Origin of the sequence: Mesorhizobium liriopis (assembly GCF_024053505.1) — a bacterium.
GTDB classification, from domain to species: Bacteria; Pseudomonadota; Alphaproteobacteria; order Rhizobiales; family Rhizobiaceae; genus Mesorhizobium_B; species Mesorhizobium_B liriopis.
The window spans coordinates 188,847-204,854 of the sequence record NZ_JAMXQS010000005.1 but is presented as its reverse complement, the minus strand read 5'-3'; the positions used below and the strand labels follow the sequence as shown (position 1 = coordinate 204,854).

The window sequence follows — 16,008 nt, the reverse complement described above, 5'->3', positions numbered from 1 at the left end:
GTGGGACCCTTGACCATCTACCCACGTAAAAACCGGGGCCCGGCGCCCGCCTTGGGGGTTGGTAGGGAAGACGCCGGGGTATCCGCCGGCCACAACTTGCAGGGAGTAGCCGGTTCTGAGACTGAATCAGATGCGAGCAGGCAAGCCAATCCTAACAAAAGGTGGCTTCGAGTTAGTGTAAGCCGAAAGAGCTACGTCGTTGCGCACAACGCGGACAGATTGGTCATCCTTGCGCGCTATGTTCGGAAGCCCCAAACGCTAAAGCGCCGGACGACGCAGTAAGGCAATTCGGCAGTTCAACAACGCGGTCGAGATGTTCAACGCCCGGGCGAGCTACTAAGATGGCGCGTCGCTGAAAGGCATCATACCATTGCTCAAGGACTGGCGACCACTCGATCCGGACTTTTGACAACTGAAACTATTCCACCGCCTTCACCAAGATTTCCACGCGGCGGTTCTTCTGGCGTCCTTCCGGATCGTCCTTCCCGTCTGAAGTTTCGTTGGCCGCAACCGGGCTTGCCTCGCCTCGGCCTTCTGTTTGCACTGTCTCGGCAGGAAAGTTGGCTTTGCCCGTCAGGTAGTCTTTCACGGCCGCAGCCCGGCGAAGTGAAAGCTTCATATTGTAGCTGTCGCTACCCTTGCTGTCGGTATAGCCGTCAACAAGGAACCGGGGTTGGGCGAAGCGCTGGCGCACATCGCTCGACATGGCCTCAAGCGCTTGGGTCGCCTTGGGGCGCAACGTCGCCTTGTCAAAGTCGAACAGGATGTCGGCCGAGAGCGTGTAGCGCACACCTCCCTCGACTTCCGTTACCTCCAGACCTTTGACAGCCGGTGGCGGCGGAGCAGGGGGCTTCGGTGCAAAGGCAAGTTCCTCGTCTGTCATGGCGGGCGAAACGAATTCTATCCTTGGCGCGGCATATCCGATGTTCGGCGAAGAAAAGCCGATCGAGGGTGATGCAAAACCAATGCCTGGCGCGCTCGCCGAGAAGTTTGGTGGGACGGTTGCGGGTGGCGCGTCTTGAGCCTGAGATGGCCTGGAAATCAGCAGCACAGTCGCCCCCGCCCAAAACAGGAGACGCACGCTCATTGCAGGGGCACGTCCATGATCGGCAATGTCGAACCGAAGCGGACCGCAAACGGACCAGGGCTTGTTGCAGGCGGTGCAAACCACGCCCATGCCTTGAACGTCTCACCCGAGTTCAAAGGGGCCTCGGGAGGCTGCGTGCACAGGCATTCGCTGGCAACCCCGATTTTGAAGCTGATCTTGTTGGGAAAATCGTAAAGCGTGATCTCGTCGAGACCGTAACCTACGCGTCCGATGCCAAGTTCAGCGAGGTTCACTGCAGTACTGCTGTTGTTGACGACCTCGTAGTCCAACTGAACAATCTCTTGTCCCGGCACGCGCTTGAGGTCGATGACTTTGGCGGAAATACCAGGTCGGAGCTCGACCGTCATCGACGCATTTTGAGCGAAGGCCGCCGAGACACCAATCAGTGACAATGCAACAACAAGCAGCGAGGGCATGCATCTCAGCATCGGCGAGCTCTCCAATCGGAACATGACGTAGCGTTACATAGTTGCGATTTTGGGACAAGCGCTGACGGGGGCTGGCGGAAATCCTTCTGCTTACGTCTGTAGCTCTCCCATCAACAAAGACGCCTGAGTGGGTCAGCGACACCTGCTTTAGTGTGCCCGCACCATCTCCAGAGGCTTGCCGGTTTCCGTCTTGGTGAACCTATCGGAGCCGGAAGGCTCGAAGCTCAGGGACGTTTCTGGCTTGCCGTAGAGCATCAAGGTGAAGTCTTCGACACGGGCGCTGTCGAGCTTGAGGCGCGCGACTGCCCCGTCGCAGGGCGAACCAGTCTTCACAGTCAGTTCTGTGTCATCGGATTGTGCATCCTTGTTCAGCACCAGCGGACATAGGGTTGGCCCACCGGGGCGCTGCAAAACCCAACTGCCGACGAGAGCCGGTGCAAAAGGCGCGTGGTCGACGCCTGATTTTGCCGGAACCATGAAATGGACAGGCGGCGTCTCGAACGATGTCTTCATGATCGTGGTTTCGTCTTCCGCAAATTCGAGGAGGAGACTTCCATCCGCGGCAAAGAGCCGAACGCCGGAATCATAATTCCAACTTGTGGCACGAGAAACTGTTGGCAACCGCGAAGCGCAATCGGAAGAGGGAGCAATCTTGAAGTGGTCGCCAACACGATCAGCTGACAGTGAAACATTGCAACCGGGCTTGCCATCGTCGGTGGCAATAAGCCATGCGCCGACGCTATCCTGGATATACGATGGTACGGGCTCCGCCCACGCTCGAGAGCCTGACATGCTCATGAGTATCGCAGCACCCATGATAAGTCGCTTCATTGCACCCCCACCGCGTAAGTAAGCAATAGTCGCTCATAATTGATTGGAAATGGGGTCGTTGACAAATCCTTCGAGGATGTAACTTGCTTCCGTTCCCGGTTTCCCAAGGTCACGAACACTGGTCATATGATCTGCTCCGGCGAGTTGATGGAACGTAGATCGGGATCCATTCATTGCGAGATGGGACGCAAAGGCTTTGGCTTGCTGATGAAATGGCAGCGTTTCCTTCTCACCAACGAGCACCGTAACGTCGCTTTGCTTGCTCAGCGAACGATTCAACGGTGAATATCGCTCCACTTCGTCGTCGGTCAGCGAAATCTCGGCCTGAAGAAAAGATTTCTGCAGTGGCTTCAGGTCGTAGATTCCTCCTAGAAGCAGAGTGCGGTTAGTTTGAATTCTGGGATCAGTATCTTCTAGCAGGAATGTTGCAAGATGTGCGCCGGCCGAGTGGCCGCTGACAGTTAAGCGAGAAGCCATTCCCCCAAACGACTCTGCTTTATCCTGCAGCCAGTTTTTCGCTGCCCGCACCTGAAGAATTAAAGTTTCCATACGAACTGCTGGCATCAGGGTATAATCCATGATCGCAGCAATGGCACCAGCGTTCGTTACCGTATCGGCCACATACGAATAGTCTTCCTTGGTGAACATTCGCCAGTATCCGCCATGTATGAACAGGTGGACAGGTCTATCGCCCGCAGCGGTGTCAGGAAAAAACAAGTCGATCCTGTCACTGGAGCCCGAGCCGAACGCAACGTTCAGGTGGCATCGAAGAACACTCCTTGTTCGACGGCTGCGCTCCCTGATTTCTTCGACAATGCCATCAAAATCCGGAACGTGATCTCGAATTCTGAACAGGTCTGTAGCCGTGGCGCGCTCCATGGAAAGTTAGATGCTGACAGCCAAGTATTTGGCTTCGAGGTATTCCAACACGCCATGAGCACCGCCTTCGCGCCCCAGACCGCTCTGCTTCACTCCTCCGAAGGGTGCTGCAGGGTCAGACATCAGCCCGCGATTGATGGCAACCATTCCGCTTTCAATGCGTCGAGCCACCCGCATTGCGCGTGATACGTCACGGCTGAAGATGTAACTCGCAAGTCCATATTCGGTGTTGTTGGCAAGGTTGATGAGCTCTTCCTCTGATGAGAAGCGGGTCAACGGTGCTACCGGGCCGAAAATTTCCTCGTGGGCCATCGCGGCGTCGAGGGAAACGTCCCCAAGAACTGTGGGCGGATAAAAATATCCCGACCCTGCAGTGATCTCGCCACCGCATATGCGCTTCGCACCACGTGATACTGCATCGGATACGAGGTGATCTATCTTTTCAACCGCCTTGCGGGTGATCATCGGCCCACACTCCGTCTCAGGGTTGACGCCCGGGCCGACTACAAGGGTATCCATGCGGGCGACGAGCCGACGTGCAAATTCGTCATAAATCTCTTCGTGAACGTAGAGCCTATTGGCGGCCGTGCAGGCTTCCCCAGCATTGCGCATCTTTGCCACCATCGCACCCTCGATGGCGACATCGAGATCAGCATCATCGAAGACAATCAGCGGAGCGTTTCCGCCCAGTTCCATCGAGCAGCTCAGAACGGAGTGGGCGGCTTTTGCCAAGAGGTGACGGCCAACGCCGGTCGATCCGGTGAAGGATAGCTTACGGACGCGAGGGTCACGCATGATTGCTCCCGTAACGTCGTCAGCCTTGGACGTCGTGAGAACGTTGACCACACCTGGCGGAACGCCAGCTTCTTCCAGAAGCGCTGCAAGGGCGTAAGCTGTAAGTGGTGTCTCGCTAGCCGGCTTGAGGATGACGGTGCAGCCTGCTGCAAGCGCGGGAGCTATCTTGCGGGTTGCCATGGCCGCCGGGAAATTCCAGGGAGTGATCAGCAGTGCTATGCCAATCGGCTCGTAATCCACAATGATCCGATTGGCGCCTGACGGAGCAAACCCAAAGTCGCCTTTGATGCGTACTGCCTCTTCTGCATTCCAACGGAAAAATTCGGCCGCGTAGGACACCTCACCCCTAGCATCTCGCAGAGCCTTGCCGTTCTCAAGTGAGATTAGCTGAGCCAGCATCTCGGCCCGGGCATTCATGAGTTCGAACGCGCGGCGCAGGATTTCCGAGCGAGTGCGTGGTGCGGTATTGCGCCAGCTGTCCGCCGCCGCTGAAGCTGCGTCGACTGCTGCGATGCCATCTTCCACACTCGCATCGGCAACATGAGCGAGCACGGTTTCGGTAGAGGGGTCAACCACTTGGATCGTCTCGCCACCAGCGGCAGCCCGCCACTCGCGATTGATGTACAAGCCTTCGCGATGATGGAAGCCAATTGATTCCAACGAGTGAGTTTCAGGCAGTGAATGAATATTCATAGATTGAAGCTTCCAATTAGTTCGCGATCTCAATCGCAGAGACTCCGCCGTCATAGGCAGCCTCGACGAGACGCCTCATAGATGAGAGGTCAAACGGACGAGGATTATTCTTGATGAGACGCTCAATTCCAAGCGCTTGCTCGGCCGTCCAGCCGATCTTGTCCGCCGGCAAGCCGAGCTCGCGAAGATTTGGCACGATGCCAATTGCCTTAAACAGACGGTTGACCTCTACAATCGCCGCGTCCGCCAAATCATCCTTAGCACGACCGCTGACGGAGACACCAAGAGCGATGGCGATCTCGGCTAGTTCATCCAGGCAAGCTGGCTTGTTGAAGCCCATCACATACGGCAGCACTGCCGCGACACCCATACCATGCGGTGTATGAGTTAAAGCGCCGGCCGGATACTGGATGGCATGAGCAGCGGCTGTTCCAGCTGTGCCGAATGCGCAGCCTGCCGCCAGCGCGCCCAACATGACATCGGCGCGCGCTGTCGCATCACTGCCATCCAGAACTGCACGCTCAAGGCTGCGACCCAGAAGCCGAATTGCCAAAAGCGCGAAGTGATCAGTCAAGGCACTCTTGCCTATGAAGACGTGCTCCTGAGCCAGCATTGGATCCGCTGGCCGCCTTTGTGCAGTGAATGCCTCGATCGCATGGGTTAAGGCATCGGCTCCCGCAATCGCGGTCAAGCCAGGGGGGCATGTTACTGTCAGAGCTGGATCGCAAACCGCAGCTGTAGGAATAAGATACGGGCTCGACACACCAACCTTCAGCGTACGGTCAGGGTCGGAGATAACGGCAACGGGTGTCGCTTCAGAACCTGTGCCAGCCGTCGTGGGAACGGCGATAACAGGCAGAATGGGGCCAGGAACCTTGAACTCCCCGTAATAGTCTTGGATCGCGCCTCCATGCGAAAGTAGCACGGCAGCACATTTCGCCATGTCCAGACAACTGCCGCCACCAACGCCGATTATCAAATCTGGGGCGAAGCCCCTCGCGTCATCTGCGCACTTGCCCACGCTGTCACGCGGAACATCAGGCAACACGCCATCATACACATGCACAGCGATATCGGAGTGATCAAGTATAGCAAGCAGCTCCTCGAACAGTTCGGTCGCTGCGAAGCGCGCATCTGTGCAGACAAGTGCGCGCCTTCCCCACTTAGCCGCAACGGCGCCGAGTGAAGCCCTTTGGTTTTCGCCGAACAGGATTTCGCCGGGCAGCCGGATAGCCGCGAAAAGATTCATGTCTAATGTTCCTCTATGCCGCAAAAGGTTGCAGCGGCGCATAGTCCTGAAGTCGCTGCCAGAGCTCGGCATCAATCTCGATGCCCGTGGCAAGGCTCTTCGCGCGTCTTTCACGCGAACCATCGCCAGGGATGCGGATAGCGCGTTCAGCGGCATCCTCCGATCTCCTAACATCGTCCAGAAAGTCCGCCAGCAACTCAATCAGGTTTCGAGCCCCGTTCGGCTGTATAGTCAAGAATACATCGCCTTTATTGCAAGGATGCTGCGCGTCGAGCGTACCTCTGATACCGGGTGCTGGAACGGAACCCACGATGGAAGCGACAAGAAGCTCGAACGCCAATCCCAATCCATAGCCTTTGGCGTCTCCGAAGGGGGCCAAAGCACCATGCTTTGCTGCCTCGGCATCGGTGGTTGGCTGCCCAAAGCGATCGCGGGCCCAATTTGGCTCCAGCGGCTTTCCTGAAGCGGCATAGTGGTGGACGCGACCCATCGAAACCACGCTCGTCGCCAGATCGAGCACAAACGGCTCTCGTGCAGTAGGAACGGCAATCGCGATCGGATTTGTTCCAAGCATGGCACGCGTTCCTCCGAAGGGGTGCACGAGCGCCTCGCTCGATGAAAGCGCGATGGCTACAAATCCTACGCGCGCAACCTTTTCGACATAGGGCGCGAGCATGCCCAAATGGTTGGCACGAGTGATAGCTGCAACGGCTATACCGGTTTCATTCGTGCGAGATATCAAGGCATCTAGTGCCTTGTCCGCCACTACTGGACCCAAGCCGTTTTCACCATCAACCTCGAGAATGGCTTGCGATCTCCAGCAGTGCGTCCCGGATTTAGACGGGTCGCACAACCCGTTTGCGATGCGTAGCAGGATGCGCGGGAGCCGCTGCAGGCCGTGGGATGAATGGCCGCGCAGTTCTGCTTCTACCAGAATCATTGCCTGACATGATGCGTCGGCTTGTGAGACGTCGAGTTCTCGAAGCCGCGTTTCAATTAACTCCCGCATCATGTCAGCGGAAACGATCATTTCTCTACCCTATAAAAAATCCTATACGATATAGGATTGTGGTTGGGCGAACTTCTTGCTAGACCGCTCCAATGTCAAGAGGATTTAACCGATGCGTGGCGCCATACCTCTGCAGGCTGGGTTCGGAGATGAAGGAGGAGATCGGTTTGCATCACTTCATCGGGCCACAAGCCGTGCCGATGATGTCTATGAGGCGATTTTTAGGCAGCTCATGGCGCTCAAGATCGCGCCTGGCGCCCGCATCTCGGTCGACGGATTGGTGCGCGAACTGAATGTCTCACAAACACCAATTCGCGAGGCGTTGAGCCGGTTGGAAGCTGAAGGTCTGGTGCAAAAGACCCATCTCATTGGCTACAGCGCTGCGCCGCAGATTACAAAGAGGGACTTCAACGAACTATACGAACTCAGGCTGTGCCTTGAACCTTTCGCGGCAAAGGCTGCCACAACCAACCTCGATGCTGATGTCCTGGTGGCGCTGAAGGAGGCGGCAACCCAGATGATGATGCGTGATGGGGGAGACGAGAGGATCCGCTACTCAAGCTTCGCCCGACTGGACGCTGTCTTTCACGACAAGATCTTAGAGACTGCCGGCAACCAGCTGATCCGCGAGACCCTGTGGCACCAGCACACTCATTTTCACATCTTTCGCTTGATGTTCCATGCTCGTGTCACCGACGAGGCGCTCGATGAGCATGCCAACATAATGGCGGCGTTCGAAGCCAGAGACCCCGGCGCGGCAGAAAATGCGATGCGTACTCATATTGAACGTTCGCGGAGCCGCCTTAGTCAAGTTTTCGAATGAAGAGTCCGGCAGCGAAGTGCGCATGGGGCTTCGAACAAGCATGGCGCACGTGTCGTGGTCTGCGCTGAGAAGCGAGCAGGCAAGGATTGGGCCGGTGGGGCGAGGAGTTGCCGGTCTGTAGCTCCTGGCAAAGAGAAGCCAGGCAAGCTTTCGCGATAGCGCCGCAAAGAGCCGTGCGGTGCAGTATTCAGAGGCTCGAGGAGGAGAACATGAAAAAAGCAAGTTTCCTAACTGTCGCCGTTTTCGGCTCTTTGCTGCTGGGGGGTGTTGCACTTGCCCAGGAAAAGAAAACAATCGCAGTTTCCATTCCAGCCGCCGATCACGGCTGGACTGCCGGTGTCGTGTATCATGCCACTGCAGCAGCCAAGGAAATCAACGCGGCTTTTCCCAACGTCAATGTGGTGGTGAAAACCTCTCCTTCCGCGAGTGCTCAAGTCAGCGCGATCGAGGACCTGTCCGCCAACAAGCAAATGGATGCGCTGGTCATCCTGCCGCACAGCTCCGAAGAGCTGACTTCGCCGGTCAAGGCCATCAAGGACAATGGCAGCTTCGTCACAGTGGTCGATAGAGGCCTGACTGACCCAACTATTCAGGATCTCTACGTTGCGGGAGATAACATTGCTGTCGGCGCCACGACGGGCAAGTTCCTTGTCGACAAACTCGGCGGCAAGGGCAACCTTGTTGTGCTCAGAGGAATTCCCACTGTCATTGATGACGAGCGCATCAAAGGCTTTCAGGACGCAATCAAAGACTCTGGCCTGAAGGTTCTCGATATCCAGTACGCCAACTGGAACAGCGACGAAGCGTTCAAGCTGATGCAGGACTACCTCGCCAAGTATCCGCATATCGATGCGGTATGGGCAAACGACGACGACATGCTGCTCGGTGTACTTGAGGCCATCAATCAGTCAGGGCGCAAGGAGATCAAGTTCGCGCTCGGCGGCAATGGCATGAAAGAGATCATAGAAAAAGTAATGGCTAACGATCCGGTCACCCCGATCGAGACGCCTTATCCGCCATCGATGATCAAGACAGCTATATACATGACGGCAGCGCAATTCGTCGGACAGGCGCCTGTGCGCGGAACAGTGAAGCTCGATGCGCCGCTGATCACCGCAGACAATGCCAAGGAATATTACTTTCCCGAATCTCCCTTCTGATTAACAATTTTGGGCAGGCAGATCGCCTGCCCACCCATTCATGCCAGATAAGGAAAATGTGATGCCGGGCAAAAAAATCTTGATGCTCACAGGTGACTTCACCGAAGAGTACGAAATATTTGTGTTTCAACAAGCGATGGAAGCCGTTGGTCATACCGTTCATGTGATTTGCCCCGACAAAAAGGCCGGAGACATACTTAAAACCTCACTTCATGATTTCGAGGGGCATCAGACCTACACTGAGAAGTTCGGGCACGATTTTGTCATCAACAAAACATTCTCAGAGGCAGAAAATAGTCTTGATCGCTACGATGCTGTTTACTGTGCTGGCGGCCGCGGGCCCGAATACATCCGTACCGACAAGCGCGTTCAGGCGATCGTGCGACATTTCCATGAAACCCAAAAGCCGATTTTCACCATTTGCCATGGCGTTCAGATCTTGATCGCCGTGGATGGCGTGCTGAAAGGAAAGAAGGTTGGTGCGCTGGGCGCATGCGAGCCTGAAGTGCGGTTAGCAGGCGGCGAGTACATCGACCTTTCGCCAACTGAAGCTTATGTCGATGGAACTATGGTGTCGGGAAAAGGGTGGACGGCGCTTGCAGCATTCATTCGTGAGTGCCTCAAGGTATTGGGAACGGAAATCGTCCACCATTAACCGTCGTATCGGTCAGTCTGGGATGCCGATCTGGCATCCCACGCAACAAAGGGCGATGACTAAGGTCCGGAATGGTCGCCCTAACTGATCGTGGTCCTTGCTTAACTGAGAAGGTTCCCAAATGACCGGTCTCTCCAAGCTTTATTTGTACCCCTACTCCGGGTGCCGCCGTTTTGGCGGCGAAAGCAGTTTCCAATCACGCCGGCTCGTTCCATGACGGATGCTCATTCTATGACGCATTCACCGCTTTTGGCAGCGAACAGCCTGTTTAAAGCTTTCGGGCCCATCGAGGTGCTGCGCAACATTGAGTTGGAGATATGTTCCGGCGAGGTTCATGCGATTATCGGCGAGAACGGCGCGGGCAAATCGACGCTTATGAAGCTGCTGTCGGGTCACTTGCAGCCGACGCGCGGTTCCCTCTCAATCAACGGCGAGAAAGTTGCGCTGGTTGGGCCAGTCGATGCGGAGAAGCGCGGCATTGTTCTGGTCCACCAGGAAATTTTGCTAGCGCCCGACCTCACTGTCGCCCAAAACATCTTTCTTGGCCGCGAACTGAAGCGTGGGTTCACCGTCGACGATCGCGCTATGAACGCGGGCGCCCGAGACGCAATGCGCAGCCTCGGTGCTGATATCGATCCGACGCGCGTGGTTGGCCGCCTTTCGATCGCGCAGCGCCAGTTAGTTCAGATTGCGCGTGCCCTGCTCGTGCCGCATCAGCTGGTTATCTTCGACGAACCAACCGCCTCGCTGACCCCGGTTGAAACGGAAGCACTTCTCAACGTTATTCACGGCATTCGCGCTAAGGGTGTGGCGGTGCTCTACATTTCGCATCGATTGGCCGAAGTTAAAGCCATCGCCGATCGTGTGACGGTGCTGCGCGATGGCCAGCTCGTCACCACGCGCGACGCAGCCGAGCTCGAGCCCGTAGACATGGCGCGTCTAATGGTTGGCCGCGATGTTTCTAAACTGTACCCCGACCACGCCGCGCGTGAGAGCGAGGAAAAAGTTCTCGAAGCCGAGCATTTCAGCGTGCCCGGCTATGTGAAGGACGCGTCGTTTTATTTGCGCAAGGGCGAAATCCTCGGTTTCGCTGGCCTGATCGGTGCCGGACGTACGGAGCTAATGGAGGGCGTCGTGGGACTTCGCCCGAGCCGTGGCACGTTGCGGCAGAATGGCATGTCAGTGCGCTTCAACAACGCCCGCGAGAGTATGGATGCTGGCATTGTCTATCTCAGTGAAGACCGCAAAGGGCGTGGCCTTTTGCTCGCGCAGGATTTACGAACAAATCTCACATTGGCCTCTCTCAAGAAATTCACGCGGGGACCGCTGATAGACAAAGCCGCCGAGACGGCCGCTCTCGATAATGCCATCGTCGAATTCGACATCCGCACCCGGCGCAAGGACCTGCTTGCCGGCCAGCTTTCGGGCGGCAATCAGCAGAAGCTGCTGCTGGCCAAGATGATGCTTCTCAGCCCGCGCATCGTCATTATCGATGAACCGACGCGCGGCATCGACATCGGCACTAAGGAACAGATCTACAAATTCATCGCCCGCCTGGCCGAAAGCGGACTTTCGGTGATCGTCATCTCGTCCGAGATGCCCGAACTGATCGGCATCTGCGACCGCATCTATGTGATGCGCGAAAGCCGCGTGGTGGCTGAAGTTACAGGCGAACGGATGAACGAGAGCGAGATCGTGGTTCACGCGACGGGCGCGACATTCGAGGAGGCCGCCCTCGTGGCGGAAACGGCATGAGCGAAACAACAATAACTGTGTCCGAGACGCGCCGGTCCTGGAAGGATGTCGACCTGCGTGCCGTGGCGCCCTTTGTGGCGCTCGCGGTGCTTCTGGCCTTCGGCACCATCGTCAACCCGAATTTCATCGGCATCGACAACCTCTTGAACGTGCTGACGCGCTCGGCCTTCATCGCCATCATCGCAGTGGGTGCGACCTTCGTGATTTCGGCAGGCGGCCTCGACCTCTCAGTCGGCTCGATGTCGGCCTTCGTGGCCGGCACCATGATCCTGTTCATGAACAGCGGCGCCGTCGAGGGCAACCTCGCAATGCTCGCGACTGCCATGGTCTTCGCGATGGGCGTTGGCGCGCTGTGCGGGCTGGCCAACGGTCTGACCACCACGATCGGGCGAATAGAGCCGTTCATCGTCACGCTAGGGACCATGGGCATCTTCCGGGCGCTCACGATCTACCTCGCCGAAGGCGGGTCGATAGCCATGCGTGCACCCGACCTGCGTGCGCTCTACCGCCCTGTTTATTTCGGCAACATCTTTGGCGTTCCAGTGCCGATACTCGTCATCATCGTGGTCGCCGTCATCGCGGCATTCCTTCTTTATCGCACATCCTTCGGCCGCCACGTGATCGCGGTCGGCTCCAACGAAGATGTCGCGCGCTATTCCGGCATCTCGGTCGAGCGCGTGCGCACGCTCACTTATATCATCCAGGGCCTTTGCGTGGCGATTGCCGTGCTCGTCTATGTTCCGCGTCTGGGGGCTGCGACGCCTACCACTGGCCTGCTTTGGGAGTTGCAGGCCATCACGGCGGTCGTCATAGGCGGTACGGCACTTCGAGGTGGCGTGGGCCGTGTCTGGGGCACCGTCTGTGGTGCAGTGATCCTCGAAGTGGTCGGTAACATCATGGTTCTGTCCGACCTTGTCAGTGAATACCTTATCGGTGCGGTTCAAGGTGCCATCATTATCGTCGCGATGCTGGTGCAGCGCTCCCTGTCGCGCCGGCGGTGAGGTAGAAGCGGAATTATAAGGCCCTCCGCGAGATCAACGGGCCCTCAATGGGAGTAAGGAAGCAATGAGGAAACTGCTTACCAGCCTTTGCGTCGCCACCGTCTTGATGACGGTGGGAGCGTTCGCCCAGGAGCAGAAAAATGTGACAATCGCGGTTTCAATCCCCGCCGCTGATCACGGATGGACAGGCGGCGTCGTCTACCACGCCGAACGCGCGAAAGTAGCGCTCGAAAAGCTGCATCCTGGGCTCAAAATCGTGGTGAAGACCTCGCCCGACGGAGCAAGCCAAGCCAATGCATTGGAAGATCTGACCACGCAAGGCATAGACGCGTTGGTCACGCTGCCTCACAATTCTGATGAGCTGACCGATCCGATCCGTCAGGTCAAAGACAAGGGCGTTTTCGTCACTGTAGTCGACCGGGCACTATCTGATCCGTCAATCCAGGACCTTTATGTGGCCGGCAACAATCCTGAACTCGGCCGAGTTGCTGGCCAGTATCTCAAGGACAATCTTGGTACTGGCGACGTAGTCGTCATTCGCGGCCTGCCCATCGTCATCGATGAAGAGCGCCAGAAGGGTTTCGATGAGGCAATCGCTGGTTCTAACATCAAGGTGCTCGACAAGCAGTTCGGCAACTGGTCGCGTGACGACGCCTTCAGGGTGATGCAGGACTACCTGTCCAAGTTCCCGAAGATCGATGCTGTCTGGTGCCAAGATGACGACATGGCTGTCGGTGTTCTCGAAGCGATCAAGCAGGCGAACCGCTCCGACATTAAGTTGGTGATCGGCGGCGCCGGCATGAAGGAGATGATCAAGAAGGTGGCCGACGGCGATCAGCTGATGCCGATCAACGTGCTTTATCCGCCTTCGATGATCGCGACTGCCTTGGAGCTGACCGTTGCTAACTTCTACGATCAAATCCCAGTTCGCGGTAGCTACGTTCTCGATGCCACCCTCGTCACCAAGGACAACGCCAACGAGTTCTACTTCCCCGACTCACCTTTCTAAAAGAGCGTCGGATATTTTTGTTTAAGAGGCGCTGCGGCGCCTCTTTGCTCAGCTAAGAAAACAGATAACCAGTTCATTTGTCTAGGTGAAGTGCCCCTCGGTGAACTCGATTAGCCGCTTAGAGCTCGTAAATGGACGCTCGTTTGTCTGACCGAGCCAAGCTAAATCCCGGAAAAGGCGTACGTCCACCGTTAGGCTCGGATCCGAACGAACGCATCAGCCATAGGAGCCGCCCGAGGCCACTATGCGTTCCCACGTGAGAGCTGCAACTTTGGGGACAGGTCATCTGCGGCAAGGCTGGAGTGTTTGGACAGGCTAGGGATCAGTGAATTCATTCCCCCGAAGTCTCAAATCCGGCATCGGCCCACTAATCCAACGATCGACACACCGCTCGATCTAAGCCGTTCCGATAGAGGATAGTCGGGTGTGGTTGGGTGGACAGGCATTCCATAGTGCTGACGATTTTTGAGCCAGTGGATGCGTAACGGCCATCACAGGCGCTGCAGACAACCCATCTAAAACTACTCGCATCACTCTCGTGTCCAAAGCGCCACTCGTTGACTACCATGGTAGAATACTATATTGCGAGTTTGGGTGAGGTGGAAATGCAGGTCGCGCTGGTTACCGGGGCAGGGAAAGGGATTGGGGCCGCAGTAGCCGAAAGGCTTGCGGAAAGCTTCGACGCCCTCGTCTTAATGGATCGCGACGCAGAAGCCGTTGAAAGCAGCGCAGCTCGCCTCTCGCCACGTACGATGGTCCAAATCATTGTGGGGTCGGTTGCAGACCCAACCGCCTGTTCAGAGGCCGTGGCCACTGCGGGAAGACTCGGTTCGCTCACAGCGCTTTCCCACAACGCCGGCATCCAGCGATACGGCACAGTGGAGACGACATCTGAAACGGTGTGGGACGAAGTGTTCGACACGAACCTTAAAGGTGCTTTTCTCATCTCACAGGCTGCTATGCCTCTGCTTCGCGAAGCCAAGGGTGCCGTGGTCCACATGGCCTCAGTGCAGGGCTTTGCCTCGCAGGCAGGCGTGGTGGCCTATTCGGCCGCTAAGCACGGCATGATCGGACTTGTGCGCGCCATGGCCGTGGATAGCGCCCCCCACGGGGTGCGCGTCAACGGCGTCGCTCCGGGCTCGGTCGACACACCGATGCTTCGCGACGCCATAGCGCTTGCCGACGATCCCGATGCCGTCTGGCGTGAGATCGATGCGATGCATCCGCTCGGGCGTCCTGCCAGGGCGGACGAGGTCGCCGAGGTCGTGGCGTTTCTTCTATCGCCCGCAGCGTCCTTCGTGACCGGCGAAGTCGTCAAGGTCGATGGCGGCATGATGGCCCGCATCGGCGGTTCTCCAAAGAAGGAATAGGGTCTTGGGCATCGCCGATATCCGCGCAACAACGGTCACGGTGCCGCTCGAAGCGCCGCTGCGCCATTCGATGGGCGCACATTGGGGACGCTTCGTGCGCACTGTCGTGGAAGTGGTGGACGACGAAGGCCGCTCGGGCTGGGGGGAACTAGGCGGCGGCGGAGAGTCGGCGGAAGCCGCCATCCGCGGCCTTCTTCCATACCTTAAGGGGCATGACCCGTTGCAGCTCGAACAGCTGCGCTGGAAAATCATGAACCCAACGGCCAGCCTGTACAACAACCGGACCCAGCTCCATGCGGCAATCGAGATGGCCTGCATGGACTTGGCTGGCAAGCGGCTCGGCATCCGCGCCTGTGACCTGCTCGGCGGCGCGCTTCGCGAGCGCGTGCCATTTGCCTCCTACATTTTCTACCGCTATCACGATGAGGCGGGTGCCCGCGGCGGCGAAACGACGGCCGATGAAATTGTCGTCCATGCGCGAGATCTCAAGGCGCGCCACGGTTTCACCACTCACAAGCTTAAGGGTGGCCACTTCGCGCCCGACCACGATGTGGAAGTGATGGAGGCACTTGGCGAGGCGTTTCCCGACGATCTCCTGAGGCTCGACCCCAATGGCGCTTGGAGCGTCGAGCAGGCTATCCGCGTCGGCCAAGCGATCGAGAAGCTCAAGAATGACTATTTCGAGGACCCGACATGGGGACTGGAGGGGATGCGGCGTGTCCGCCAGTTTGTGCGTATCCCGACCGCCACCAATACAGTAGTCGTCAACTTCGAGCAGCTTACCCAATCCATCCGCCATGACCTGGTCGATGTAGTGCTGCTCGACACGACATTCTGGGGCGGCCTGCGCCAGGCTCACAAGGCGGGTACCGTGCTCGAGACCTTCCAGTATGGTGCCTCGGTCCACTCTTCTGGCGAACTCGGCATCCAGCTCGCCTCCATGTTACACTTGGGTGCGGCACTTCCTAATCTCGGTTTTGCAGCGGATGCGCATTACCATCACCTGACCGACGACATCATAGTGGGCGGCAGGCTGCCTTATCGCGACGGCATGATCGATCTGCCCTCCGGCCCGGGCCTCGGCGTCGAGGTCGATCGCGAGAAGCTCGCGCGTTATGCCGAACTGTTCCGTGAGTTGGGCGGTTACACCTACGACCGCGATCCCGGCCGCCCCGATTGGTTCTCGACGGTTCCTGAAACGCGCTACGCCGACCCAGGCCTCAAGCGAGCGAGGCTGCGCTAG

Annotated in this window: 15 protein-coding genes; 8 read left to right on the top strand and 7 right to left on the bottom strand. The window is 57.5% G+C overall.

Annotated elements, in window-relative coordinates; all coding sequences use genetic code 11:
• Positions 1 to 418: 418 nt before the first annotated feature.
• The 7 genes from NGM99_RS10970 to NGM99_RS10940 form a co-directional block, all read right to left on the bottom strand.
• On the bottom strand, positions 419 to 1,087 hold the full coding sequence (locus NGM99_RS10970; protein ID WP_252818842.1) for an OmpA family protein: 669 nt from the start codon (positions 1,085 to 1,087) through the stop codon (positions 419 to 421).
• Positions 1,084 to 1,524, bottom strand: a complete 441-nt coding sequence (locus tag NGM99_RS10965; RefSeq protein ID WP_252818840.1) for a hypothetical protein — start codon at positions 1,522 to 1,524, stop codon at positions 1,084 to 1,086. The genes NGM99_RS10970 and NGM99_RS10965 overlap by 4 nt, the downstream gene beginning before the upstream one ends.
• A gap of 159 nt (positions 1,525 to 1,683) precedes the next feature.
• Positions 1,684 to 2,367: an AprI/Inh family metalloprotease inhibitor gene (locus tag NGM99_RS10960; RefSeq protein WP_252818838.1), complete on the bottom strand. Its 684-nt coding sequence runs from the start codon at positions 2,365 to 2,367 to the stop codon at positions 1,684 to 1,686.
• Between the two features lie 33 nt (positions 2,368 to 2,400).
• Positions 2,401 to 3,246 carry an alpha/beta hydrolase gene (locus NGM99_RS10955; protein ID WP_252818836.1) on the bottom strand — a complete coding sequence of 282 codons (846 nt, stop codon included), beginning with the start codon at positions 3,244 to 3,246 and terminating at the stop codon, positions 2,401 to 2,403.
• Between the two features lie 6 nt (positions 3,247 to 3,252).
• Complete coding sequence (locus NGM99_RS10950; protein WP_252818834.1) at positions 3,253 to 4,734, bottom strand: NAD-dependent succinate-semialdehyde dehydrogenase; 1,482 nt, start codon at positions 4,732 to 4,734, stop codon at positions 3,253 to 3,255.
• 16 nt (positions 4,735 to 4,750) lie between these two features.
• The gene (locus NGM99_RS10945) at positions 4,751 to 5,983 is read right to left on the bottom strand and encodes an iron-containing alcohol dehydrogenase (RefSeq protein ID WP_252818832.1); all 1,233 of its coding nucleotides are present in this window, start codon (positions 5,981 to 5,983) and stop codon (positions 4,751 to 4,753) included.
• 13 nt (positions 5,984 to 5,996) lie between these two features.
• Positions 5,997 to 7,013, bottom strand: coding sequence for an Ldh family oxidoreductase (locus NGM99_RS10940; protein ID WP_252818830.1), 1,017 nt, complete (start codon positions 7,011 to 7,013; stop codon positions 5,997 to 5,999).
• Positions 7,014 to 7,104: 91 nt separating this feature from the next.
• Here NGM99_RS10940 and NGM99_RS10935 point away from each other — a divergent pair, with 91 nt between their 5' ends.
• From NGM99_RS10935 to NGM99_RS10900, 8 genes are all read left to right on the top strand, one after another.
• Positions 7,105 to 7,815 (top strand): GntR family transcriptional regulator, encoded by a 711-nt coding sequence (locus NGM99_RS10935; RefSeq protein WP_289852440.1) that lies wholly within the window; start codon positions 7,105 to 7,107, stop codon positions 7,813 to 7,815.
• Positions 7,816 to 8,024: 209 nt separating this feature from the next.
• Positions 8,025 to 8,975 (top strand): substrate-binding domain-containing protein, encoded by a 951-nt coding sequence (locus tag NGM99_RS10930; protein WP_252818828.1) that lies wholly within the window; start codon positions 8,025 to 8,027, stop codon positions 8,973 to 8,975.
• A 61-nt stretch (positions 8,976 to 9,036) separates the two neighbouring features.
• Positions 9,037 to 9,630 carry a DJ-1/PfpI family protein gene (locus NGM99_RS10925; RefSeq protein WP_252818826.1) on the top strand — a complete coding sequence of 198 codons (594 nt, stop codon included), beginning with the start codon at positions 9,037 to 9,039 and terminating at the stop codon, positions 9,628 to 9,630.
• A 231-nt stretch (positions 9,631 to 9,861) separates the two neighbouring features.
• Positions 9,862 to 11,385, top strand: coding sequence for a sugar ABC transporter ATP-binding protein (locus NGM99_RS10920; protein WP_252818824.1), 1,524 nt, complete (start codon positions 9,862 to 9,864; stop codon positions 11,383 to 11,385).
• The gene (locus NGM99_RS10915) at positions 11,382 to 12,386 is read left to right on the top strand and encodes an ABC transporter permease (protein WP_252818821.1); all 1,005 of its coding nucleotides are present in this window, start codon (positions 11,382 to 11,384) and stop codon (positions 12,384 to 12,386) included. The genes NGM99_RS10920 and NGM99_RS10915 overlap by 4 nt, the downstream gene beginning before the upstream one ends.
• A 106-nt stretch (positions 12,387 to 12,492) precedes the next feature.
• Positions 12,493 to 13,395 carry a substrate-binding domain-containing protein gene (locus tag NGM99_RS10910; protein WP_435371425.1) on the top strand — a complete coding sequence of 301 codons (903 nt, stop codon included), beginning with the start codon at positions 12,493 to 12,495 and terminating at the stop codon, positions 13,393 to 13,395.
• Between the two features lie 605 nt (positions 13,396 to 14,000).
• A complete protein-coding gene (locus NGM99_RS10905) occupies positions 14,001 to 14,765 on the top strand; it encodes an SDR family NAD(P)-dependent oxidoreductase (RefSeq protein WP_252818817.1) in 765 nt (254 codons plus the stop codon).
• Between the two features lie 4 nt (positions 14,766 to 14,769).
• Positions 14,770 to 16,008 (top strand): enolase C-terminal domain-like protein, encoded by a 1,239-nt coding sequence (locus NGM99_RS10900; RefSeq protein WP_252818815.1) that lies wholly within the window; start codon positions 14,770 to 14,772, stop codon positions 16,006 to 16,008.